The organism is Arthrobacter sp. Alg241-R88 (assembly GCF_900537115.1).
In the GTDB taxonomy this organism is placed as follows: Bacteria; Actinomycetota; Actinomycetes; order Actinomycetales; family Micrococcaceae; genus Arthrobacter.
Map to the genome: position 1 here is coordinate 76,600 of NZ_UNRG01000011.1, position 23,002 is coordinate 99,601.

General features: G+C 64.9%; 20 protein-coding genes. 12 read left to right on the forward strand and 8 right to left on the reverse strand.

Annotation, left to right across the window (positions count from 1 at the left end; translation table 11 throughout):
- Positions 1-267: 267 nt before the first annotated feature.
- The 3 genes from G6R19_RS18245 (at position 268) to G6R19_RS18255 (ending at position 5,119) form a co-directional block, all read left to right on the forward strand.
- A complete protein-coding gene (locus G6R19_RS18245; protein WP_240341959.1) occupies positions 268-2,649 on the forward strand; it encodes an OpgC domain-containing protein in 2,382 nt (793 codons plus the stop codon).
- A gap of 143 nt (positions 2,650-2,792) precedes the next feature.
- Positions 2,793-4,397, forward strand: coding sequence for a flavin monoamine oxidase family protein (locus tag G6R19_RS18250; RefSeq protein WP_163167594.1), 1,605 nt, complete (start codon positions 2,793-2,795; stop codon positions 4,395-4,397).
- Positions 4,394-5,119, forward strand: coding sequence for a Rid family hydrolase (locus G6R19_RS18255; RefSeq protein ID WP_240341960.1), 726 nt, complete (start codon positions 4,394-4,396; stop codon positions 5,117-5,119). Before G6R19_RS18250 ends, G6R19_RS18255 begins: the two co-directional genes overlap by 4 nt.
- A 63-nt stretch (positions 5,120-5,182) precedes the next feature.
- On the opposite strand, the gene G6R19_RS18260 is transcribed toward G6R19_RS18255, so the two are convergent.
- Positions 5,183-5,437, reverse strand: coding sequence for a hypothetical protein (locus G6R19_RS18260; protein ID WP_163167596.1), 255 nt, complete (start codon positions 5,435-5,437; stop codon positions 5,183-5,185).
- Positions 5,438-5,668: 231 nt separating this feature from the next.
- On the opposite strand from G6R19_RS18260, the gene G6R19_RS18265 reads away from it, so the two are divergent.
- Entirely contained in the window at positions 5,669-6,379 is a 711-nt protein-coding gene (locus G6R19_RS18265; protein ID WP_163167598.1) for a TetR/AcrR family transcriptional regulator C-terminal domain-containing protein, read from the forward strand.
- Between the two features lie 21 nt (positions 6,380-6,400).
- Here the strand turns inward: G6R19_RS18265 and G6R19_RS18270 are convergent, their stop codons facing one another.
- Together G6R19_RS18270 and G6R19_RS18275 are read right to left on the reverse strand one after the other, a co-directional pair.
- The gene (locus G6R19_RS18270; protein ID WP_163167599.1) at positions 6,401-6,865 is read right to left on the reverse strand and encodes a pyridoxamine 5'-phosphate oxidase family protein; all 465 of its coding nucleotides are present in this window, start codon (positions 6,863-6,865) and stop codon (positions 6,401-6,403) included.
- Positions 6,866-6,918: 53 nt separating this feature from the next.
- Entirely contained in the window at positions 6,919-7,848 is a 930-nt protein-coding gene (locus G6R19_RS18275; protein ID WP_163167601.1) for an aminodeoxychorismate lyase, read from the reverse strand.
- A 95-nt stretch (positions 7,849-7,943) separates the two neighbouring features.
- Here G6R19_RS18275 and cls point away from each other — a divergent pair, with 95 nt between their 5' ends.
- Positions 7,944-9,419 (forward strand): cardiolipin synthase, encoded by a 1,476-nt coding sequence (cls, locus tag G6R19_RS18280; RefSeq protein WP_205484579.1) that lies wholly within the window; start codon positions 7,944-7,946, stop codon positions 9,417-9,419.
- A gap of 14 nt (positions 9,420-9,433) precedes the next feature.
- On the opposite strand, the gene pabB is transcribed toward cls, so the two are convergent.
- The 5 genes from pabB to G6R19_RS18305 all read right to left on the reverse strand — a co-directional run bounded on the left by pabB (position 9,434) and on the right by G6R19_RS18305 (position 14,236).
- The gene (gene pabB, locus G6R19_RS18285; protein WP_163167603.1) at positions 9,434-11,524 is read right to left on the reverse strand and encodes an aminodeoxychorismate synthase component I; all 2,091 of its coding nucleotides are present in this window, start codon (positions 11,522-11,524) and stop codon (positions 9,434-9,436) included.
- Between the two features lie 36 nt (positions 11,525-11,560).
- A complete protein-coding gene (locus G6R19_RS18290) occupies positions 11,561-12,091 on the reverse strand; it encodes a low molecular weight protein-tyrosine-phosphatase (RefSeq protein WP_163167605.1) in 531 nt (176 codons plus the stop codon).
- Between the two features lie 129 nt (positions 12,092-12,220).
- On the reverse strand, positions 12,221-12,844 hold the full coding sequence (locus G6R19_RS18295) for a LysE family transporter (RefSeq protein WP_163167607.1): 624 nt from the start codon (positions 12,842-12,844) through the stop codon (positions 12,221-12,223).
- Positions 12,845-12,890: 46 nt separating this feature from the next.
- Positions 12,891-13,709 (reverse strand): methyltransferase domain-containing protein, encoded by an 819-nt coding sequence (locus G6R19_RS18300; RefSeq protein ID WP_163167609.1) that lies wholly within the window; start codon positions 13,707-13,709, stop codon positions 12,891-12,893.
- A 20-nt stretch (positions 13,710-13,729) separates the two neighbouring features.
- Positions 13,730-14,236, reverse strand: coding sequence for a MarR family transcriptional regulator (locus G6R19_RS18305; RefSeq protein ID WP_163167611.1), 507 nt, complete (start codon positions 14,234-14,236; stop codon positions 13,730-13,732).
- A gap of 206 nt (positions 14,237-14,442) precedes the next feature.
- Between G6R19_RS18305 and G6R19_RS18310 the strand changes: the two genes are divergently transcribed.
- The 7 genes from G6R19_RS18310 (at position 14,443) to urtA (ending at position 22,969) form a co-directional block, all read left to right on the forward strand.
- The gene (locus G6R19_RS18310) at positions 14,443-16,635 is read left to right on the forward strand and encodes an efflux RND transporter permease subunit (RefSeq protein WP_163167613.1); all 2,193 of its coding nucleotides are present in this window, start codon (positions 14,443-14,445) and stop codon (positions 16,633-16,635) included.
- Positions 16,636-16,683: 48 nt separating this feature from the next.
- Positions 16,684-16,980: a hypothetical protein gene (locus G6R19_RS18315; RefSeq protein ID WP_163167615.1), complete on the forward strand. Its 297-nt coding sequence runs from the start codon at positions 16,684-16,686 to the stop codon at positions 16,978-16,980.
- A 242-nt stretch (positions 16,981-17,222) separates the two neighbouring features.
- The gene (gene dnaK, locus G6R19_RS18320) at positions 17,223-19,103 is read left to right on the forward strand and encodes a molecular chaperone DnaK (protein ID WP_163167617.1); all 1,881 of its coding nucleotides are present in this window, start codon (positions 17,223-17,225) and stop codon (positions 19,101-19,103) included.
- Positions 19,104-19,105: 2 nt separating this feature from the next.
- Positions 19,106-19,795 carry a nucleotide exchange factor GrpE gene (locus G6R19_RS18325; protein WP_163167619.1) on the forward strand — a complete coding sequence of 230 codons (690 nt, stop codon included), beginning with the start codon at positions 19,106-19,108 and terminating at the stop codon, positions 19,793-19,795.
- 175 nt (positions 19,796-19,970) lie between these two features.
- Positions 19,971-20,942 carry a DnaJ C-terminal domain-containing protein gene (locus G6R19_RS18330; protein WP_205484585.1) on the forward strand — a complete coding sequence of 324 codons (972 nt, stop codon included), beginning with the start codon at positions 19,971-19,973 and terminating at the stop codon, positions 20,940-20,942.
- 13 nt (positions 20,943-20,955) lie between these two features.
- A complete protein-coding gene (locus G6R19_RS18335) occupies positions 20,956-21,381 on the forward strand; it encodes a helix-turn-helix transcriptional regulator (RefSeq protein ID WP_163167621.1) in 426 nt (141 codons plus the stop codon).
- Positions 21,382-21,703: 322 nt separating this feature from the next.
- The gene (gene urtA, locus G6R19_RS18340) at positions 21,704-22,969 is read left to right on the forward strand and encodes an urea ABC transporter substrate-binding protein (RefSeq protein ID WP_163167623.1); all 1,266 of its coding nucleotides are present in this window, start codon (positions 21,704-21,706) and stop codon (positions 22,967-22,969) included.
- Positions 22,970-23,002 lie beyond the last annotated feature (33 nt).

The window sequence follows — 23,002 nt, forward strand, 5'->3', positions numbered from 1 at the left end:
ACCAGGCACGGTGCACCAGGCAGCGGTTTCCGCGACGCCGGAGGAACCGACGGCGGCGGCATCACCGCAGGTGGACGCCCCTTTTTGGCCTTTTGCGGACGCGCCGCCAGATACAGTTTCTTACGGGGCAGTGCCTCATCATCAGAACCAGCACCGGGGGTCCCCATCAGCACGCGAACTGCCGCGCCACAGCACCCTGCCGGCCTTTACCGGGTACCCGGGCTGCGCGTAGTCGGGGCGTTCCTTGCCACGCTGCTGATTGCCCTCGTGGCTGTGGTGCTGCCTGCAGGGTCAGCCCAGGCCGCGCGAAGGTTTTTTCCGGAAGAGGGAAAGCCGCTGCTGGGCGCCGTCCTTGAATGGGGCGAGGACTCCGCCGCCGGCTTCGCCGACCGGCTGGGCGCTTCCCCGGCCATTTTGGGCCACGACATAGCGTTTCCCTACCGCTCATCAGAGCAAAACAACATCAAGGGATTCCTGGAACAGTCCTCCCTGCAGGGTGCCCACGCGATGCTCACCGTGAAGCCCACCGTGCCGTTGGACGAGATCGACGCCGCCGCTGCGAGGCGCTTCGCCGAACGGGTGTTGGAGCTTGCGTCCAGTTTCAAAGGACAGCTGCTGGTCCGGTTTGCCCCGGACATGAATGCGAGCTGGGTTGAGTGGGGCCAGCAGCCGGCTGCCTACCGCGAGGCGTTCCGGGCTGTGACGGCGGCGTTCCGGGAGGTCGACGGCGGCGGGGGCACTGTGATGGTCTGGGAACCGTACCTGGGCACGGATTATCCGTTCGACCGGAACCGGAACGCGCCTGCACAGGGAAATGACGGGTTCGCGCTGCTTGATACCAACGGCGACGGCGTCTGGAACGGCTCGGACGCGGCTTACGAACCCTACTATCCCGGGGACGATGCGGTGGATTGGGTTGGCCTGACCGCCTTCCACGACGACACAGCCGGTGGTGCTGCCGTCAACACAGTTCCCCGCGCCGGCGAACTGCGGGAAATGCTCACGGCCTCCGGCGGTGAAAACTTCTACGCCAGCTATTCAGCGGGACGGGACAAGCCGTTCCTCCTGCAAACCTCCGCGTTCTACAGCCCGGTCTCCGGCGGCGCATCCGAAGTGGACATCAAGGCCGCTTGGTGGGACCAGGTGGTTGGGGTCGCCACTGCCGGCGAATTCCGCATGGCAGGGGCTGTGGTGTGGGACGAGCGGACCAGCACCAGGGACACCGGCGTGGCCAGCATTGACTGGCGGCTCACCGGAAACCCGGGCATCGCCAACGCCGCCCTGGGCGCGCTGGAAGGGTCCCCCATCGTCACTGGACCGGTCACCGAGGTCAGCTCCGGCAGCGCGTACGTCCGGGCCAACACCCTGACGGGGACCGCCGCCTGGACAGTAGGGGCAGCGCTCCTCATCGTCCTGGTTGCCCTGTGGCAGATTCCCCGCCGGGTGAATGCCGCAACGGCGTGGGGATACTCTGACCCGTCCAGCAGGGATTCCCGGGTGGATATGTTGCGCGGCCTGGCCATCGTCTTTGTTGTGGTTAACCACCTGGGCATGGCCTCGCTGTTCCAGTTGCTCACGCAGGAGGCGGTGGGGTTTGTCTCGGGTGCCGAGCTGTTTGTCCTGTTCTCCGGCCTGGTGGTGGGTATGGTGTACGGGCCCAGAGCGAAGGACGACTTCGGAACGGTGGTTGACCTAACCTCGCGGCGGGCCGGCAAGCTCTACCTGACGGCACTGGTAGTCCTCATTGGCGTCTTCCTGGTCTCGTTGCTGCCGGTCTTCCGGACTGACGCCCTCACTACCTTTGTGGACCAGGGAACGGGCGGGGCAGGGCACGACGGCGCCGGCCGTACCTATGACCTTTATGCAGGCATGGAATCCCTTTTCCAGTTCCCGGTTCCGCCGCAGGTGCTTCCTGCCATCCTGCTGCTGCAGTTCGGGCCCTGGCAGTTCAACGTGATGGGGCTTTACGTGGTGCTGCTCCTTGCCAGCCCGCTGATCCTGGCTGCGCTTAACCGGGGCAAGGCGGTTTGGGTGCTGGCCGGAACCCTTGCGGTCTACGCCGTGGGAGCGGCCACGAGGTTCCGGCTCCTGCCCTCGCAGTTCGAGGATTCGTTCCCGCTGCTCGTGTGGCAGGTGCTGTTCGTGATCGGACTCGTCGCCGGCTACCACCGGCGCAGCATCGCCGCCTGGTTGGCGGGGCAGACCTGGCTGGTGGTTGCGTGCACCGCCGTCGCACTCCTGTTCGCGTTTCTCTCGTGGGGCAACCCCTACCTGGCGAACGGCTTTGATGTCCGCCTTGCGATCATCCCGGACGCCCTGTACCGGAGCATGTACGACTTCTTCTTTGGCCGCACGTATCTGGGGCCGGGCCGGCTGCTCAACGTCCTGGTCATGGTGGTGGCGGCCTACGCCTTCCTCACCGCGTACTGGAAACCCGTGCAGCGCGCACTCGGCTGGTTCCTGATTCCGCTGGGCCGCGCCACCCTCTACGTCTTCATCATGCACGTGGTGCTGATCGCCGTAGTGGCCAATATTCCGGCGCTGCAGCAGGAGGACGTGCTGCTCAACACCGCCGCCTATGCCGTAGTGCTGGGGCTCCTGTGGGTCATGGTCCGGACCAGGTTCCTCTTCCGGGTGATTCCCACGTAGGGCATCCCCTGGAGTTGCCTGCGACATCCGGGAAGCGTTTACTTCACGGAAATGTGAACGGTACAGCACCGACATTGTCACAGCATTTGACGAAACATTTGACCCTTACGCTCACCTCGTAACACTCCGGTGAAAGGGAAAAAATGACAGATGCGACTCGCAGGAACTTCCTCCGCTACGTGGGCATGGTGGGAGGAGCCGGGGTGATGTACGAGACCATGGCCGCGATGGGCCTGGCTCCCGATACGGCCGCGCCTGCCTATGCTGCGCCCCGGGCCAATGACCTGCAGGGCAAGGGGAAGAGCGTCGTCATCCTGGGCGGCGGCATCGCCGGCCTGACGACTGCTTATGAGTTGGGCAAGGCGGGCTACAAAGTCACCATCCTCGAGGCCCGGATGCGGCCGGGCGGACGCAACTGGACCGTACGTGGCGGCACCGAGGAAACAGACCTCCGCGGAATTACCCAGCGGGCAACCTTCTCGAAGGACCAGTACATGAATGCCGGCCCCGGCCGCATTCCCCAGCACCACATCACCCTGGACTACTGCAAGGAACTGGGGGTGGCGATCGAGCCGTTCACCAACCAGAATGCTGACGGATATCTGTTCCGGGAGGGCAACACCAAGCTCTCCAACACCCCTGTCCGCCATCGCGCCGCCAAAGCCGATGTCTACGGTTACGTCTCCGAGCTCCTCGCCAAAGCCACGGACCAGGGTGCCCTGGACAGCTACATGAGCGCCGCGGATAAGGAGAACCTGATCTCCTTCCTGCGGAACTTCGGCGCCATCGGCGGCAAGGTTCCCGGTGATGCGGCGGCAAGCTTCAAGTACACCGGCACGGGCCGCAAGGGCTACTCCGTGGCCCCGGGCGCCGGGCTGGAAGCGGGAACACCCCTGGCGCCGGATGCCCTTTCGGATGTCTTTGCCAGCGGCGTCGGCAACTACTTCTCCTTCGAATTCGGCTGGGACCAGGCCATGATGATGTTCCAGCCCGTGGGCGGCATGGACCGCATCCCGTACGCGTTCGAAGCCGCCATTGGCAAGGACAAGTTCGTTTACGGGGCCCAGGTCCTGTCCATGAACAACACTGCCGCCGGTGTGGCGGTGGAGTACACCAACCCGGGCGGCCAGGCAAAGAAGATCGAAGCGGACTTTGCGGTCTGCACCCTGCCGCCGCAGATCGCCGCCAAGGTTCCGGGCAACCTTCCCACAGACGTGCTCGACGCCCTGAAATTCGCAAGCCCCGCCGACGCCGGCAAGATCGGCATCGAGTACTCCCGCCGCTGGTGGGAGGAAGACCACCGCATCTACGGCGGCATCACCAACACCAATATCGATCTCGGCAACATGTGGTACCCGTCCACCGGCTTCCACGGGCAGCGCGGCACGATGGTCGGGTACTACAACACCGGCGCCAGCGCCCGCGTGTACAAGGAACTCAGCCCGGAGAAGCGCCTGAGCCGCGCCCTGGACCAGGGTGCCAGGATCCACGGCGACGTTTACCGCAAGGATGTCGCGGCGTCGTTCTCGGTTGACTGGGGGAATACCGCCTTTTCTGAAGGCGCCTGGGTGGGCTGGCCGTCGCAGACGGACGCCAAATACGCCAAGCTGCTGGAACCGTCCGGCAACATCTACTTTGCCGGCGACCACCTGAGCCACGCCATCGCCTGGCAGCACGGCGCCATGACCTCTGCCAGGGCCGCCGTCACCGCCCTGCACACCCGGGCGGCAGCAATGGTGGCCGGATGAAGCCCCTCCCTGCTCCCGCCATAACTCAAGCCAAACCCCGAAAGAAGCCCATGCTGCGCCGCAAACTTTCCCTCATCGCCGCCGGTATCGCCGGAATCAGCCTCACCGCTACCGCAGCCTTCGCCGCGCCGGCGGTCTTCAAGGACCTCACCGATCCCAAGCCCGGAACTACGGTTTCCAACCTTCCCGCCGGTCAGGACAACCCCATGATTGCCGGCGGCGTGGCAATCGGTGCAAACACTCCCATTTACAAGACCAGCGGCCTGGGACCGTCCGCGCTTAACACCGCTGCCCCTGCCGGCAGTGAGCAGCGCTACGTGGACACCGCAGTCTTCCCCGGCGGGGTCCTCCCGCCCGGTGTCACCATCACCGAGGCGCAGGGAATCAACGCCCTCCGCAGGATTGGCGAGAACCTTGCCCAGGCTGGATTGGATTACGACGACGTCATCACCATGCGCGTCTTCCTCCAGAACCCCGCCGGTGCAGAAAAAGCGGACTTCGACGGCTGGAACCGTGCGTACCGGCAGTACTTCGCCAACACCAGCCTGTCCGACGGTTCCGCCTTCAAGGTTCCCCTGGGTTCGGCTGCGCCCGCCGCACCGTTCGTCATCAATGCTGCCCGGCCCTCAAGGTTTGCCCTCGAGATCGAAAACCTGCCTGTGAACGGGTGGCTCGTCGAGGTGGAAGTGGACGCCGCGTTCCCGGCTCCCGGAGGTAAATAGCAAAAAGGCGTGGACCGCTCGGCTTCGTGCCGGGCGGTTCACGCCTTTTGTCGCTGCCCGCTCTTAAACGAGTCCGGGGTAGCTGGTCATGATGTAGTCCGTGGCGGCAGGGCCCTTCATGCGGAGGCCATTGCGCGCGGGGTCGATCTTGTTCTTCATGGCGGCCCAAAACGTGGATTCCGGGCCGGGTGTCTGCTGGTTAATGAAGCACCAGCTGGTGTAGAGCCCATAAAGGCGGTCCTGATCCAAGGTGGAGTCAGAGGTTTGGTCGAGGTAGGTGGCTTCGTGGAGAAACAGGTCGAACTGCGAATTAGCCATGACGGCGTCCCTTCGCTACGTGCGTGGCGCCGCCGTTCGGCTACAGCAGCAGACCTCAAATGCCTTGCACAGGGCAATGGAGTGTGACCGGCCCCGCAGAAAATCAGGGCCTACAGGCGGCGTGAATGCCTTATCTACACTGTAGACTTTAGCCGTAGACTACAAATACGGCAAGCGTCTGGAATTACTGCCCGCGCAACGCTTGCTGCCGGCTCCAGAATGGAAAAACTGATGTCCTCGCCCAAGGCCCCAGGCACGAAACGCCGCGACCACAAAGCGAGGTTGAGCCGTGATGTGGTGCTCACCAAAGCTTTGGAAGTAGTGGATGCGGAGGGCCTGGAGGCCCTGACCATGCGCCGCCTCGGGCAGGAACTGGAACGGGATCCCATGAGCCTGTACCGCTATGCGGAGAACCGGGCGGCATTGCTGGACGGCGTCTCGGAGCTGGTGCTCAACGAGTTGCCCATCCACCCCGAGGACCCCGACTGGAAAGCGCAGCTCCGGCATATCGCGCATAACCTGCGGCGGCTCGCGCTCCAGCACCCCAATGTCGTACCGCTGCTGGTGACCAGGCCGCTTTCCACGCCGCTGGGGCTCAGGCCCCTGGGGACCCTGCGCCCGCTCGAGCAGATCCTCTCCCTGCTCATTGGGGCCGGCTTCAGCCCTGCCGATGCCCTCCATGTCTACCGCGCCTACTACGGGTTCCTCTATGGCCACATTTTGAATGAGCTGCAGGRWTTCGTTGTGGACCCGGAAGAGAACGAAGTGCTGCTCCGGCTGGGACTGCACCGGCTGCCATCAAAAGAGTTTCCCCGGCTCCGTGCACTGGCCCCAGCGCTCGCCGATTATGATGGCGAGCGCGAGCTGGACCAAGGCATCACCATCCTGCTGTCAGGCCTCGAAGCGCAACTGACTCGGGAACCGCAGGCTTCCCCCGCCTAGTTGGCGGGAGTGCCGCGGCAGCTACTCGAAGGAAGCCCGCCGGCGGTCAGCAGTGCGGGTGTTCCAGACGTCGGGCGAGTTCACCTTGAAGCGGCGGCCGGTCATCGCACGTGCTGACAACCTGATGTAGTGGGCTTTCTCGCCCGGCTGCCAGGGTTCCAGGCCCAGGCTGTCCACGGCATCCTTGTCCGCCTGGTCCTCTATGATCTCGGTGTCCCCGCGAACCACAACGCTCCAGGCCTCTTCGGTGTGCGGATCGTAGCCGTCGATTTCGAGTGCGGCAGGCCTTTCGGATTTCGCGTTCCACAGCTTGGTCACTCCGGAAGTCCGGAAGACGATGCTCCGGCGGTGCACCACATAGTTGACCGGGAAGATCTCCGGATGGCCGTCCACCACCAGGCCAAGGCGGCCCAGGGTGTCACCCTCCAGGAGGTCCCAGCATTCATCAAACGTCAGTTTTCCGGTTGGCTGTTCGTCAGCAGTCATGAACCATACCCTACGGCTCCTACCGCACTAGGAACATGGCCCGGGAAAAACTGCTATTCGATACCCGCGAACAACTCGTTCAGCTCCGCGGTGAGCTCCTTCTGCACCGATGGCAGCCCCACCTCTTTGCCGTCAATGCGGTTCACGGGCGCAAGCATCCGCACGCTCGAAATCAGCCACACCGCATCGGCATCCAGCAGGTCCTGGGGCTCCAGCGGGCCGTACCCCAGTTCCCAGCCGGCCGCTTTGGCCGCAGCGAACAACGCACCCTGGGAGGTGCCGGCCAGGATGCCGCTGTCCAGCTGCGGTGTGATCAGGCGCTTAACGGGGGCGCCGTCGTCGGACGTTTCCACGTGCGCCATCAGCACGGTGGACGTGGGGCCCTCCAGGACCCGGCCGTCCGAGGAGATGAAGATGACGTCGTCCGCGCCCTGCTTGTGGGCGTGGCGCAGGGCTGCCATGTTGACAGCGTAGGAGAGCGTCTTCGCCCCGAGCAGCAGCCATGGGGCGCGCTCGGCGACGTCGCTGTCGTAGCCGCGGTCCAGGAGGATGACGTCGAGCCCAGCCTCGCGCTGGCGGTGCCCGGCCGCCCCCACAGGAGAAACCTGGACCCAAGAGGTGGGGGCTGAGGCGCCCTCCACACCACGGGTCACCACGAGCTTGACCACCAGTTCGTTGTCGGCCCCGGAAGCGGGCGGATGCTGGGCGAGGTGTTCGGACACGGCGGTGGCGACCGCTCGGCGCCACTCCTCCTCGCCGGGAATGGCGAGGTCCAGCGCCGCTGCGGAACCCGCCAGGCGGTCCAGATGGGCCTGGATCTTCCGTACGCTGCCGTCCACTGCCAGCATCGTCTCGAAGATCCCGTCGCCCCGGGTAGCGCCCTGGTCCGTCACCAGCAGCTGAGGCTTGGTTGCGTCGGCCAGCCGACCGTCCGGGTGGGAGGGGTCGAGGAATACGAGAACCACGGAAGCTGGAGAGGTCATGGCTCCAGCTTAGTGCGGCGTCCCGCGGATAAGCTGGGCAGAGTGCCCCGGCTGGAAACCGTCCGCCGGCGGCCCGTCTCCCGGGGGTTATTTCCGTGTTGTGGCCATTTTCGCTTGCCGGTTCCGCGCCGACGTGGATCGTGGTGCTGCTGGCTGTCGCCGACCTGGTGATCAGGGTGCTGGCCGTGGGCATCATCCCCGGCAACCGGCGGCCCACGACGGCCATGGCCTGGTTGCTGGGCATTTTCTTTGTCCCGTTTGTGGGCATCGTCCTTTTCCTGCTGTTCGGCAACTTCCAGTTGTCAAAGCGGCGCCGGGAGCAGCAGCAGCTGGTCAACGAGCGGGTGCGCGCCGGGATCTCGTCCCTCGCCGACGTGGAAAGCGACTACCCGGGCCCGGAATGGGTGAGGTCCGCCGCGGAATTGAACCGGAGGCTGGGTTCGCTCCCCATGGTGGACGGCAACTCCGTGGACCTCATCCCCGGCTACCCCGACTCCATCCTGCAGATGACGGAGGCGGTGCGGAAGGCGAAAAAGTTCGTTAATGCCGAGTTCTACATCATGAGCACGGACCACATCACCAATGACCTGCTGACCGCCCTGGAGGAAGCAGCGGAGCGTGGCGTGGAAGTCCGGGTGCTGTTCGACCACATCGGCACCCTCCGGGTCAAGGGTTACAAAAACCTGTTAAAGCGGCTCAGGGCCGGCAAGATCCAGTGGAAGCGGATGCTCCCGCTCCTGCCCATTCACGGCCAGTGGCGCCGGCCCGATCTGCGGAACCACCGCAAGATCATGGTGATCGACGGCGAAATCGCCTTCACCGGCTCCCAGAACCTGATCGAGCCCTCCTACAACAACCCCCGGCACCGCAAGGCCGGCCGGGAGTGGGTGGAGCTGATGGCCCGCCTCCATGGGCCGATCGTCACCACCCTGAACGTCGTCTTCGCCACCGACTGGCTGAGTGAAACCGACGAGTCCCTGGAACACCAGCTCCAGCTCCCGGCCAACCCGCATCCCGGCAACGTCACCGCGCAGGTGGTTCCGAGCGGCCCGGGGTTCATTACCGAAAACAACCTGCGGCTCTTCAACACCCTTATCTACTCCGCGCAGCACCGGATCTCCATCTGCAGCCCGTACTTCGTCCCGGACGATTCGCTGCTCTACGCCATCACCACAGCTGCCCAGCGCGGCGTGGACGTGGAGTTGTTCGTCTCCGAAAAGGGAGACCAGTTCCTGGTCCATCACGCCCAGCGTTCCTACTACGAGGCGCTGCTGGAGGCGGGCGTCCGGATCTACCTGTACAAAGCCCCGTTTGTGCTCCACGCCAAACACTTCACCATCGACGACGAAGTGGCGGTCCTCGGCTCCAGCAACATGGACATGCGCTCCTTCTCGCTGAACCTGGAGGTGTCTGTGATGCTGCTGGGAGCCGACATCGTCACCAAGATGCGCGCCGTCGAAGACACATACCGGGACATTTCGCACGAGCTCAAGCTGTCCGACTGGCTTAACCGCCCGCTGGCGGCACGCTATGTGGACAACGTGGCCAGGCTGACGGCGACCGTTCAGTAAGCCATGCTGGACGCTTAGTCCTCCGGGAACTCCGCACCCAGCGTTGAGAGGACACCGAAGGCCTTGGTCCGGATCTCCTCGTACTCCTCGCCGGCGTCGGAATCGGCAGTGATGGCGCCGCCGACGCCGAGGGTCAGTTCCGCGGTTCCATCACCGGCGTCGCGGATCACCAGCGTCCGGATGGCGACGGCGAGGTCCGTCGCCCCGTTCAGTGAAAAGTACCCGACGGCACCGGAGTACATGCCGCGTCCTGCGCCTTCCAGCCGGTCCAGGATGGCCATGGTGCTGATTTTGGGCGCGCCGGTCATGGAGCCGGCCGGGAAACAGGCTGCCACCGCCTCTGCCCGCGACGACCCACGCCGCAGCTGGGCGTCGATGGTGCTGACCATCTGGTGGACGGTGGCGTAGCTTTCGATGGCACAAAGCCTGCTCACGGTCACGGAGCCGGGGACCGCGAAATGGCTGAGGTCGTTCCGCAGCAGGTCAACGATCATGATGTTCTCGGCGCGGTCCTTGAGGGACGTTTCGAGCTCTGAGCGCAGGCGGGCATCTTCCGCCGGATCGGAGGCACGGCGGCGGGTGCCCTTGATCGGCTCGGCCCGCATGGCGCCGTCGGACGCTATCTTCAGGAACCGCTCGGGCGAAGTGCTGGCAAGCGTGAGGCTATCGAACCGGAGGTAGCTGGCAAAGGGCGCGGGGTTCCTGCGCCGCAGGGCAAGGTAGGTCCGCCACGGGTCCAGCCCTGCGGCCGGAACCCTGGCCGAGAGTGTGGTGGTCAGGCACACTTCGTAGCTGTTTCCCTCGGTGATTTCGTGCTGCGCGGCGGCGATTTTCGCCTTGTATTCGGCACCGGTATCCCGGCTGTGGAACGCTGGCGGACCTGAAAGTACGACGCCGCTGCTGCCGCCGGCGTTTGGGGGCCGCTCGGCATCCGGAGCTAGTACGGAGGCAGCTTGGACAGCTGCCCGCGCGTTCCTGAACCACTCGTCCGCATCCGGAACGTCCAGGGCCAGGAGCCAGGCGGTACCTGCGGCGTGGTCCAGGACCACTGCCCTGGCGGCGAAGATCAGGGCGGCATCCGGCGTGGGAGCTGCAAGATCGGTTCCACCGGTTTCGCGCTTGAGTTCGTAGGCCAGGCAGCCCAGCCAGCCCAGCGCGAATTCGCCCGGGTAGCCGTCGGGAGTGTGGACCGTTGCGCCTCCCCACACGGTGTCCAGCCAACGGAAGAAGGGCCCTTCGATGGTGGCGCTGGCGCAGCCTGCGTGGATCACGCTGTGGCCGGAGCGGTGCGATACGCACTGGCCGGACAACCCGCCGTCGTCCGCCATGATGCTGAAGCGGCTGCGCTCTGAAGCTGCGGCGGACCCGGACGGGTGCGGCGGAGTCCCGGCGGCAGCGCCCGTATTGGAGGAGTCCAGCCAGACTGCGTTGGATGAACTGCCGTAGAGGGCGCTGAACAGTGCCGCGGCTTCCGGGCGCAGGTTGAGGCATTCGGCGCGGAGGCTCAGGTCGCGGCGGGCGGACAGTTCGGGGGAGAGGGCGGTGGCCAACGCGGGAAGGTAGGGAAGGAGCTGGAGTACGTCAGCGGGGGCGGCACCGTCTGCGCGGTTCAGGACGTGTACGTCAGCGTGGCCGGGAACGTCGTCGCCGCGCAGCCACTGCTCTTCCTGTGCCGCCCATTGGTCCCAGAACGGTTCGTACGTTCCGCCATCACGGTCCAGTGCGCGGGTCCGGCGTATGTCCTCGGGAGAGTCAGCCCAAATGACGGCACTGAGGAAGGGGCGGGCAGCGGCGGCAGCGGAACCCACTCCCTCGACGATGACGATCTCGGCGGGCAGCGTGACGCGGACGTCGCCGTCGTAGTGTTTCTCCCAGTCCCAGCTGACCCAGGCAGCCGCCTCGCCCCGGCTCAAGGGTGCCAGCACGGTGGCGACGTAGCGGTCCACTCCGGCCATCAGCCCGTTCCAGCCCGGGTAGATGTCCTCGAGGTGGAACAGCGAGACCTTGTGGTGCGCCCGAAGCCGTGCCGCCAGTTCAACGGCGAGTGTTGTCTTTCCTGCGCCTGAGCGCCCGTCGACGGCGATGATGACGGGGGCAGGGCTCATGGATTAGAGCGTACCTTTATCCCCGCAGGGCTTTCATCAGCGCTGCAGCTGGGCGCCTTGGAGGACAGCCCCTTTGAGATAATCCACCAGCCCGGGCAGGGCGGCGTGGATCTGGTGCCAGACGGCGTCGAAATCTGCGTGCCCGCCGTACCAGGGGTCCTCGATCCCCTGGTCCAGCAGGTCTTTTTCTGCCAGCCGGGGATCAAAGCTCCGGAGCATGCGGATCTTGTTCCGGGACTCATCGTCAGGCGCGGACTCGCTCAGCCACGCGTAGTGGTCGATGTCGAGTGCCAGGATCAGGTCGCGTTCACGGAACCATGCGGGCTGCCACTGCCGGGCGATGTGCTTGTCCGAGAAGAGCTGCGTGGCGTCCAAACGCCGTGCGGCCCGCGGGTCTATCGGGCGGCCTGCTTCGTAGCCGGTGGTGCCTGCTGAGTCCACGGTGACCACGCTGTCCAGCCCCTCGCGTTCAAGCGCCGCGGCGAGCATCAGCTCGGCCATGGGGGACCGGCAGATGTTTCCGGTACAGACGGCAATGACACGGTATGGGCTCGACGTTGAGTTCATATACTAAGCATGCGTGCTAATTGGCCCTGTTGGCTAGCGTCAGGTTCATAAAGGTTGACTCTTTTGTAAAGAAGGTGTGCTTTTTGGTCACACCCGCCGTCAGCTGGCGGGCCCAACTGTGCCGAAGGGTCAGTGGAGGAAAGCCAGCAGGATGCCCACGGCCACAAACAACACGCCAAACGATCGGTTCAGGGCAAGTTGTCCTCGGGCGCTATGGGTAAAGCGCTCGAAGGACCTGGCTGCTGCCGCAAAGAAGAACCACATCACCAGGATGTCGATGGCGACGACCGTTGCCGCCAGTACTGCGTATTGGGCCAGGAGGGGCTGGTCCGGCCGGATGAACTGGGGCATAAACGCGAGGAAGAAGACGATTGCCTTCGGGTTCAACAGGTTCACCCAAAGGCCCCGCCGGAAGATGGACCAGGCTGGCTCGTTCCTCAAGCCCGCAATCTTCTCGTGTTCAAGGTCCGGCTTGCTAAGGAACTGCCTGATGCCCAGATAGACAAGATATGCCGCGCCGGCGTAGCGGATGACGTTGAAGGCCACTGGCGAACCCGCCACCAGTACGCCCACGCCGAGCGCCACAATCACGATGTGCACCACCAGCGCCAATTGCTGCCCCAAGATGCCCCAGATGGAGCGGCGGAAACCGGCGGTCAGGGAGTTGCTCATGGTGTTGATGGCCCCGGCGCCCGGGGTGAAGCTGATCAGGGCACCGGCGCCCGCCAGGGCGAGCCAAAGGGAGAATTGCACCAGCCAAGTTTAGTGGCAGTTCGGGGCAGGGATGACGCCGTAAAGCCTATGCCCGGGCGATGACCTCGCCGTTGGGAATCAGGAACCAGCCGTCGTCGGTGGATCCCCAGCGGTGCCAGCCGGCAGAGATCCTGGCCAGGTCGGCAGGGTTGGCGAAACCATACTCCAGTGCCTGCTCTGCGAAAGCGGAGTGCAGCACGCGTTCGCCCCAGACGCGCGCTTGCCAGCGGCGCTGCTGTCCGGTGGCGTAAAGCCAGTTGCTGCTGGTGGGCGCGACGTCGGTGAAGCCGGCCGACTGCGCCCAGCTCACCAGCCGCCGCCCGGCGTCGGGCTCCGCCCCGTTCCTCCGCGCGATGCGCTGGTACAGCTCCATCCACTCGTCCAGTTCCGGGATGGCGGGGTACCAGCTCATGCCGTGGAAGTCGGCGTCGCGAACGGCAACGATGCCGCCCGGTTTTGCCACCCGTCGCATCTCCCGCAGCGCCTCCACGGGGTCGGTGAGGTGTTGAAGCACCTGGTGGGCGTGCACGACGTCGAATGTCTCGTCGTCGAAGTCGAGGTCGTAGATGTTGCCCGCCACGAACTCCACGTTGGAAACCTCCCGCTCGACGGCGAGGGCTTTGGCCTGGGCGATGATGTCCGGTGAGCGGTCCAGGCCGGTAACTTTTCCGGGGTTGACCAGGACGGCGAAATCGCAGGTGATGCTGCCCGGGCCGCAGCCGACGTCGAGCACTTCAGAGCCGGGCGCGAGGTGCGGCAGGACAAATGCGGCGGAGTTCTCGGCCGTCCTGGCGGCATGGGCGCGGACCACCGACTCGTGGTGGCCGTGCGTGTAAACGTCGTCTTCGGGCTGCTGGGCACTCATAACCAAACGCTACCCCCAACCTACCTGGGCGTGCTGGCCGATTCTTCCCGCGCGGCCACCGTGGCCTCCACCATTGCCGTCATAAAGCGGGTCACTGTTTCGAGTTCCTCCGCGCTGAAATTCGCCATGGCGCTGCCCATCCGGTGTGAGAGGGGAGCGAAGATGGCGCCGCCGTCCTGAAAGGCCTTGGGCGTCATGCGAAGGTGAACCTGCCGGCGGTCGGAGCTGTCCCGCTCGCGCACTACGTGTCCGGAGTTGTCCAGCCTGTCGATCAGGGCAGTGGTGGCAGGGGAGCTCAGGTTCAACTCCTTGCGCAGGATGCCCGGCGTGACAGTGCCGCCGTTTGCCGTGTGGCGCATGATGACGGCCAGCGCGTTCAGGTCCGTCCGGTGCATGTCCTTGCGCCCGCCTGCTGTGTCCACATAGCGGTTGGCCTCAAGGGTGAATTCCTGCAGGAGCCGCACGAGCGGGTGCGGCCCGCCGGCCGCCGGCGGGCCGGGGGCAGCGGACGTCTCTTCGCCTGCCATGTCCGCCTCCAGGAATTTGTGCTCATACGGCCCCGCCTCGGGCGCCGACTGTGCGGCTTAACCGTACTGACGGATATTACTTCAGCTGAGCCTTTCCCCTCTTCCCGGTTTAAAGAGGAGAAAAAGCTAGGGAACCACTTATCTCCATTATAGAGATACTCTAGTATGGAACTAATCCTACTCCCGATAGCTGCCCGGAAGGCATTATGAACTCCCATTCCCAACTCAAGGAACGCGGTCCTTTCTGGCTGCGCTGGCTCCTCCCCGTAATCCTCGTGTTGACCTGGCTGGCGCTCGCCGGGGTCGGCGGACCCACCTTCGGCCGGCTCGAGGAGGTGTCCTCCAATGACCAGGCATCATTCCTGCCGGCCAGCGCCGAGGCCACTGCCGCGCAGGACTGGCAGGCGAAATTCCGGGACTCTGATGAGGTTCCCGGCGTGATTGTCCTGGAAAGCGACGAAAGCCTCACTCCTGCCCAACTGGGCGAGGCCGCGTCCCTGCGGACGGAGCTTGAGGGCCTGGAACTGGGCAGTACGGTGATTGGTCCAATTCCGTCAGAGGACGGCAAGGCGGTCCAGTTCATCGCCCCCATCGATTCGTCGGTCGAAATCAAGGAGGCTGTCCAGGAGTTGCGGGACACCGTTGCCGGGGCAGCACCCGAGGCCATGCGCACCTATGTCACCGGTCCTGCCGGCCTGGCGGCAGATCTCACGGCCGCCTTCGCCGGCATCGACGGCATCCTCCTGCTGGTGGCGCTGGCCGCGGTTTTTGTGATCCTGTTAATTGTCTACCGCTCGCTGTTGCTGCCGATCGTGGTGCTCCTGACCTCGGTCTTCGCCTTGTGTGCGGCCATCCTGCTGGTGTTCGGCATGGCGAAGGCCGGCTGGATCCAGCTCAACGGCCAAAGCCAGGGCATCCTGTCCATCCTCGTCATCGGCGCCGCCACGGACTATGCCCTGCTGTATGTGGCGAGGTTCCGGGAAGCCCTGACCCACACCACCAACCGCACCGCCGCCGTGCTGACCGCCTGGAAGGCCTCCTTCGAGCCCATCCTCGCGTCCGGCGCCACCGTGATCATCGCCCTGCTGTGCCTGCTCTTCTCGGACCTGAACTCCAACAAGGCGCTGGGTCCCGTGGCGGCTGCCGGCATCCTCTGCTCGCTGTTCGCGGCCCTGACCCTGCTGCCTGCCCTGATGGCGCTCCTGGGCCGCGCGGCGTTCTGGCCCTTCCGCCCCAAACTTTCCCCCGCGGACGAGCGGGACCCGGAGCTCATCACCGGGCTGGAAGGCCAAAAGGGGCTGTGGCGTGCCACGGGCTCACTGGTTTCGCGGCGTCCCCGCATCGTCTGGGTTGCCTCGGTCCTGCTTCTGCTGGCCGGTTCCGCCGGTGTCCTTCAGCTCAAGGCCAACGGGGTACCCCAGACTGACGTCATCCTTGCGGCGTCCAACGCAGTGGACGGCCAGGACGCCCTGGCGCGCCATTTCGACGCCGGCAGCGGCAGCCCCGCCGTCGTGGTGGTGGACCAGGGCAAGGCGGAGGAGGTGCTGGACACTGTGAAGGCGGCCGACGGCGTCGGCGAGGCCTACCTGTTGGCGCAGGGTCCCGTGCCTATCACCGGAGCCCCCGGTGCTCCCAGCGCTCCCGACGTCCGCGAGGGCAAAGTGCTGATCAATGCCACGCTGAACTCCGCCGCGGATTCGCTCGAAGCGGAGGAGTCCGTAAAGGCCCTGCGTGGGGAGGTCAAGGCTGTGGACCCCGACGCGCTGGTGGGAGGGGTAACCGCCACGGCCCTGGATACCAACACCACTGCCCAGCGCGACCTCGTGATCATCATCCCGGTTGTCCTGGTGGTCATCCTCTTCATCCTGATGCTGCTGCTCCGGAGCGTGGTTGCACCGGTCCTCCTGGTGCTCTCGGTGGTCCTCTCCTACGCGGCCGCCATGGGTGTCTCGGCCTTTGTGTTCAACAACATCCTGGGCTTCCCCGGTGCGGACGCCACTGTTCCCCTGTTCGGCTTTGTGTTCCTGGTAGCGCTCGGGGTGGACTACAACATCTTCCTCATGAGCCGCGTCAGGGAGGAATCGCTGAAGCACGGCACCCGGCCCGGCATCCTTCGCGGGCTCGGCGTCACCGGTGGTGTGATTACCTCCGCCGGGGTGGTGCTGGCAGCCACGTTCGCCGCCCTGGGCGTCATCCCCATCATGTTCCTCGTGCAGCTGGCGTTCATCGTCGCCTTCGGGGTGCTGCTGGATACCGTCCTGGTGCGCTCGCTGCTGGTGCCCGCCCTGGCCTACGACATCGGTCCGCGGATCTGGTGGCCGGGCAAACTGGGGCGGCAGGAGCTTGAGCAGCGTACGGGCACGGCTGATGCCCTGTTGGAGGAAACGCCCGCTGGATAGACTGCAAATGCGCCCGCATGGACGCGGAACTCAAAGGAGAGGTGCACCATGACTGAGAACCAGGAATCCGCAGCGGAGCAGCCCCGCAGGGGAAACAGTGCCCCCGGACTGGAAGGCGAAGGCGGCCAGTATGTGGATGGCGACTACGGTGACGCCGGCACCGTAGGGGACCCTGCCGGGAACCTTGACGACGGCGAATACCCGGACGGGGATTACGGGGATGCCGGCACCGCTGGAACCGGGCACGAAACTGACGCGATCCGGGAGGGGCTTACCGACGGGCAGGTCAACACCACGGCTGAAGAGCGCGGGCCCCTTCATGGTGACCGGGACAGCGACAGGTAGCACCGCAAGGCAAACAGCCCGGCGGCGCGGTTCACCAGCAGCGAAACGGCGGGCCGCCGTCGTGCGCTGCTCAAGCCCGGCATCGTAAGGAACTCCAGGCCAACTCTCCACTGCCCGAAAACAAAGTTGAGCGTACTGCGCTCAACTTGGATTGACATCGCTGGCGCCCTGAGTAAAGTTGAGTGCAGAACGCTCAATCATCAGGGCGCCAGTAAGTTTCCAAGGAAAGAAGGAAGCAACACATGTCACGTGCAGTAGGTATCGACCTCGGAACCACTAACTCCGTCGTCTCCGTTCTCGAAGGTGGCGAGCCCACCGTTATTGCCAACGCCGAGGGTGGCCGCACCACGCCGTCGGTCGTTGCATTCTCCAAGTCCGGCGAGGTCCTGGTCGGCGAGATCGCCAAGCGCCAGGCCGTCAACAACATCGACCGCACCATCGCCTCGGTCAAGCGCCACATGGGTACCGGCTGGACCGTCGGCATCGATGAGAAGAAGTACACCCCGCAGGAAATCTCCGCGCGTATCCTCATGAAGCTGAAGAACGACGCCGAGTCCTACCTGGGTGAAAAGGTCACCGACGCTGTGATCACCGTCCCGGCGTACTTCAACGACGCCGAGCGCCAGGCCACCAAGGAAGCCGGCGAAATCGCTGGCCTGAACGTCCTCCGCATCGTCAACGAGCCCACCGCGGCCGCACTGGCCTACGGCCTGGACAAGGGCAAGGAAGACGAACTCATCCTGGTCTTCGACCTCGGCGGCGGTACCTTCGACGTCTCCCTGCTCGAAGTCGGCAAGGACGAAGACAACTTCTCCACCATCCAGGTGCGCGCCACGGCCGGTGACAACCGCCTGGGCGGTGACGACTGGGACCAGCGGGTTGTTGACTACCTGCTGAACCAGCTCAAGGTCAAGGGCATCGACCTGTCCAAGGACAAGATCGCCCTCCAGCGCCTCCGCGAAGCAGCCGAGCAGGCCAAGAAGGAACTGTCCTCCTCCACCAGCACCAACGTCTCCCTCCAGTACCTGTCCGTCACCCCCGACGGCCCGGTCCACCTGGACGAGCAGCTGACCCGCGCCAAGTTCCAGGACCTCACCAAGGACCTGCTGGAGCGCACCAAGAAGCCGTTCCACGATGTGATCAAGGAAGCCGGCATCAAGCTCTCCGACATCAACCACATCGTCCTGGTCGGTGGCTCCACCCGTATGCCCGCAGTCTCCGAGCTGGTCAAGGAACTCGCCGGCGGCAAGGAGCCGAACAAGGGCGTCAACCCGGATGAGGTTGTGGCCGTTGGCGCAGCCCTGCAAGCCGGCGTGCTGAAGGGTGAGCGCAAGGACGTCCTCCTGATCGACGTCACCCCGCTGTCCCTCGGTATCGAAACCAAGGGTGGCGTGATGACGCACCTGATCGAGCGCAACACCGCAATCCCCACCAAGCGGTCCGAGACCTTCACCACCGCTGACGACAACCAGCCGTCCGTGGCCATCCAGGTCTTCCAGGGCGAGCGCGAGTTCACCCGCGACAACAAGCCGCTGGGCACGTTCGAGCTGACCGGCATCGCCCCGGCTCCGCGCGGCGTTCCGCAGGTCGAGGTCACCTTCGACATCGACGCCAACGGCATCGTCCATGTTTCGGCGAAGGACAAGGGCACCGGCAAGGAACAGTCCATGACCATCACGGGCGGTTCCAGCCTCTCCAAGGAAGACATCGACCGCATGGTCAAGGATGCCGAGGAGCACGCAGCCGAGGACAAGGCCCGCCGCGAGGCAACCGACACCCGCAACACAGCAGAGCAGCTCGCCTACTCCGTGGACAAGCTCATCGCCGACAACGCCGACAAGCTGCCCGAAGAGGTCAAGACGGAGGTCCAGACCGACGTCGACGACCTCAAGAAGGCCCTCGAAGGTACGGACGACGCCGCTGTGAAGGCCGCCTTCGAGAAGCTGCAGGCTTCCCAGGGCAAGCTGGGCGAGGCCATCTATGCCCAGGCCGGTTCCCCCAACGGCGCGACCGGTGCCGCAGGTGCCGAAGGCGCCGCTGGCGGGGAGAAGACGGGTTCTGCCTCGGGCGATGAAGACATCGTCGACGCCGAGATCATCGACGAAGACGAAGCGAAGAAGTAGCCATGCCGCACCACGGTAACGAGGAAGAGCACATCTCATCCGCGCGCCAGGAGCAGCAGGGCAACGGCCACCAGGAACCGGTCATCCGGGACAACCGCAAGGTTGACCCGGTGACCGGGCAGGCCCGGCACCCTGAGGGCGCCGAGTCAGCCCCGGGCGAGGGTTCCGACGTGGACTCCGACGGCGACGCGCTCGCCCAGGCCGAGGAGATCCTCAACGGCATCGAAGTGCCGGCCGAGGAATCCGTGGCCCAGGGGGTTCCGGCAGGCTCCACCACCACGGAGGCGGCCGAGCTGAAGAACGACCTCCTTCGGCTGCAGGCTGAGTACGTCAACTACCGTAAGCGCGTTGAACGCGACCGCGCCGTGGCAGGGGAGATGGCCGTCATCGGCGTCCTGAACTCCCTGCTTCCGGTCCTGGACGACGTCGACGCCGCCCGGCAGCACGGCGACCTCGCCGACGGCCCCTTCGCTGCGATCGCCACCAAGCTGGAGAACGCGCTGAAGACCTACGGCCTGGCACGCATCGATGAGACCGGCGTGGAGTTCGATCCCACGATCCACGAGGCCCTCATCCAGCAGCCCGGCGAGGACATCGAAGTTGACACCGTCAGCCAGGTACTCCGCTCCGGCTACAAGTCAGGCGACCGCGTCCTCCGGGCCGCACAGGTGATTGTGGCAGTGCCGGCCTGACTCACCTTCCGCCTCCGCGGATGAGGGGGCCCCGCCCCTACGCTGGGCGGCTATGATCTTCGATCCATAGCCGCCCAGCTCCGGCAGGCCCGAAGCCACTCCCGGGCCCCCTCCTCCGCTCCGGCGGAGCGGTAGTCTCGCCTTAACGCTTTTTGTACTTTGAAAGGAAACGCCATTGGCTAGCCAGGATTGGGTGGACAAGGACTTTTACGCGATCCTTGGTATCGCCAAGGACGCTTCCGACGCCGACATCAAGAAGGCTTATCGGAAGCTGGCCAGGCAGCACCACCCTGATACGAACTCGGGGAACTCTGCTTCCGAGAAGAAGTTCAAGGACATCTCCGAGGCTTACTCAGTACTTTCCGATCCCGAAGAGCGCCAGCAGTATGACGCCATCCGGGCCATGGGCAGCGGAGCCCGATTTGCTCCCGGCGGTGCCGGCGCAGGCAACGGCGGGTTCGAGGATATGTTCGGCGGCCTGTTCACGGGCAACACCGGACGCCACGCCGGCGGGTTCAACCCCTCCGCCGGCGGTATCCCGCCGGAGTTTGCCGACCTGTTCGGCGGCGGTTTTGGGCAGACAGGTTTCCAGCGGACCCCGCAGAAGGGCGCTGACCGTACTGCCTCCACGAGTATTTCCTTTGCGGGTTCGATCCGCGGGACCACCATCGGACTGCGGGAACCCAGCGGTGAGGTTATCGACGTCCGCGTGCCCGCCGGCATCAAGGACGGCCAGAAAGTCCGCATCCGCGGCAAGGGCCAGCCCGGTGCCGCCGGCAACGGTGACCTGGTGGTGTCCGTTTCGGTCCAGCCGCACCCGTTCTACACGCGCGACGGCGACAACCTGCGTATCCATGTTCCCGTCACCTTCCCCGAGGCTGCCCTGGGCGCCGATATCGAAGTGCCCACCATCGAGGGCGAAAAGGTGCGGGTCCGCGTTCCGGCCGGTACGCCGTCGGGCCGTACCCTCCGGGTCAAGGGCAAAGGCGTGAAGACGTCCAAGGGGACCGGCGACCTGCTGGTGACCATCGACGTCGCCGTTCCCAAGAACCTGAACAAGGAAGCCGAAGCCGCGGTCAAGGCGTTTGCCGATGCCACGGCCGGGGCTGACGTCCGAGAAGGCCTGGCCGCCAAGGCCCGGCTTTAGCAGCGGGTGGGCCATGGACATCAACTCAGACCAGCCGATCTTTGTGATCTCGGTGGCGGCTGAACTGGCGGACATGCACCCCCAGACTCTTCGGCAGTACGACCGGATGGGCATCGTCTCGCCCAGCCGCGCCCCCGGCAAGTCCCGCCGCTACTCGCAGCGTGACATCAACATGCTGCGCGAGGTGCAGCGACTGTCGCAGGAAGGCGTCTCGCTCGAAGGCATCAAGCGGATCCTGGAACTCGAAAACCAGGTGGCTGCCCTGCAGCACCGTGTAGCGGAGCTGGCTGACGAACTGAGCCGGCGCCCCCAGCCTTTCGATTCCCGGATCTTTGCGGCGGGCGCAGCGGGCGACGTAGTGAGCCTGGCACGCGGCCAGCGCCCCCGTCCCCGCTCGCAAGCTGTGGTGCTCTGGCGACCCCGCGCTATCGGACAGTAGCTCCCGCCGCCTTGTAAAGCCGCAGGTCAGGCGCGACTAACGACGGCCCGCCGGTTTATGTCCGGCCGGCGGGCCAACGTTACGCCGCTGCACGTTTCCTCTAGGTTAACTTCCTTTTCCGCACTTTTCCGGCCTTTTTTCGCGTTTTCGGCCGCCCACCGGAAATCCGGCCGCTCATGGGATGTCAGGACGAAACGGTTTCGAAACCAACTGCCGCAGCTGCCGAAACAATCCGCTCCTACATTCATCGCAAGGGGTCACTTCCCAGGACCTCGGAGGCGAGCCGCTACCCACGCAGCGGCGGAGTGAGAAGCAGGTACATATGAGGGTTTCGGTCAACAAACGCGCTTTCCTTCCCCTGGCGGCGGCAGCCATGGCCACGGCCCTGGCGGGCTGCGGCAGCCAAATCGCAGATCCGGCATCCGCGGGCTCCACCGCCAGCACCGGCACCTCCTGCGTGGACACGTCGGGAAGCAGCATCAAAGTAGGCTTCATCAACTCCCTGTCCGGCACCATGGCCATCAGCGAAAGCACGGTCTTCGACTCCCTGACCCTGGCCGCAGAGGAGATCAATGCTTCCGGCGGCGTCCTGGGCAAACAGTTGCAGGTGGTCAGTGAAGACGGTGCCAGCGAACCGACAAAGTTTGCCGAGCGGGCCGGAAAGCTGATCCAACAGGATTGCACTGCCGCGGTATTCGGGGGCTGGACGTCGTCAAGCCGGAAAGCCATGCTCCCCGTGTTCGAAGCCAACGACGCGCTGCTGTTCTACCCGGTGCAATATGAAGGCCTGGAATCCTCGAAGAACATCTTCTACACCGGTGCCACCACCAACCAGCAGATCATTCCAGCCCTGGATTACCTGGCCGAGCAGGGAACCAAGTCGCTCTTCCTGGTTGGCAGCGATTACGTCTTCCCGCGGACGGCCAACAAGATCATCCAGGCCTACGCCGCCGCCAAGGGCATCGAAATCCTTGGTGAAGAGTACACCCCGCTCGGTTCCACGGAATTTTCCACCATCGTCAACAAAGTCCGGGACTCCAAAGCCGACGCGGTCTTCAACACCCTCAACGGCGACAGCAATGTGGCCTTTTTCCGCCAGTACAAGAGCGTTGGCCTCGCGGCTGACACCATGCCCGTGGTTTCAGTTTCCATCGCCGAGGAGGAAGTTCCCGGCGTCGGTTTGGACAACGTGGAAGGGCAGCTGACCGCCTGGGATTACTACCAGACCCTCGATACGCCGGCCAACAAGAAGTTCGTTGCCGCCTTCAAAGCGAAGTTCGGCGCTGAGCGCGTGACGAGCGATCCCATGGAAGCCGCCTACACCTCGCTGTACCTCTGGAAAGCCATGGTGGAGAAGGCCGGGTCCTTTGACGTGGACAAGGTGCAAACTGCCGCGGATGGCGTGACCTTCGAAGCCCCCGAAGGCCTGGTGACGGTCAACGGGGAAAACAACCACATCACCAAGACCCCGCGGATCGGGAAGATCAATTCGGAGGGGCTCATCGACACGGTCTGGTCCTCACCGGAGGCAGTTGAACCGGATCCGTTCCTGGCCACGTACGACTGGGCCAAGGACCTGGCCAAGTAACCGGGCGCCGGACACATCGAGAAAGGCCTGCTG

Coding starts and splice junctions, on each gene's coding strand:
- G6R19_RS18275 (WP_163167601.1), bottom strand. CDS start 7,848: ATGACCTCTCCAGCTTCCGTGGTTCTCGTATTCCTCGACCCCTCCCAC.
- G6R19_RS18315 (WP_163167615.1), top strand. CDS start 16,684: ATGACTGAGAACCAGGAATCCGCAGCGGAGCAGCCCCGCAGGGGAAAC.
- G6R19_RS18260 (WP_163167596.1), bottom strand. CDS start 5,437: ATGGCTAATTCGCAGTTCGACCTGTTTCTCCACGAAGCCACCTACCTC.
- G6R19_RS18325 (WP_163167619.1), top strand. CDS start 19,106: ATGCCGCACCACGGTAACGAGGAAGAGCACATCTCATCCGCGCGCCAG.
- G6R19_RS18300 (WP_163167609.1), bottom strand. CDS start 13,709: ATGAGTGCCCAGCAGCCCGAAGACGACGTTTACACGCACGGCCACCAC.
- G6R19_RS18335 (WP_163167621.1), top strand. CDS start 20,956: ATGGACATCAACTCAGACCAGCCGATCTTTGTGATCTCGGTGGCGGCT.
- G6R19_RS18290 (WP_163167605.1), bottom strand. CDS start 12,091: ATGAACTCAACGTCGAGCCCATACCGTGTCATTGCCGTCTGTACCGGA.
- G6R19_RS18255 (WP_240341960.1), top strand. CDS start 4,394: ATGAAGCCCCTCCCTGCTCCCGCCATAACTCAAGCCAAACCCCGAAAG.
- G6R19_RS18305 (WP_163167611.1), bottom strand. CDS start 14,236: ATGGCAGGCGAAGAGACGTCCGCTGCCCCCGGCCCGCCGGCGGCCGGC.
- dnaK (WP_163167617.1), top strand. CDS start 17,223: ATGTCACGTGCAGTAGGTATCGACCTCGGAACCACTAACTCCGTCGTC.
- G6R19_RS18270 (WP_163167599.1), bottom strand. CDS start 6,865: ATGACTGCTGACGAACAGCCAACCGGAAAACTGACGTTTGATGAATGC.
- pabB (WP_163167603.1), bottom strand. CDS start 11,524: ATGAGCCCTGCCCCCGTCATCATCGCCGTCGACGGGCGCTCAGGCGCA.
- G6R19_RS18250 (WP_163167594.1), top strand. CDS start 2,793: ATGACAGATGCGACTCGCAGGAACTTCCTCCGCTACGTGGGCATGGTG.
- urtA (WP_163167623.1), top strand. CDS start 21,704: ATGAGGGTTTCGGTCAACAAACGCGCTTTCCTTCCCCTGGCGGCGGCA.
- G6R19_RS18310 (WP_163167613.1), top strand. CDS start 14,443: ATGAACTCCCATTCCCAACTCAAGGAACGCGGTCCTTTCTGGCTGCGC.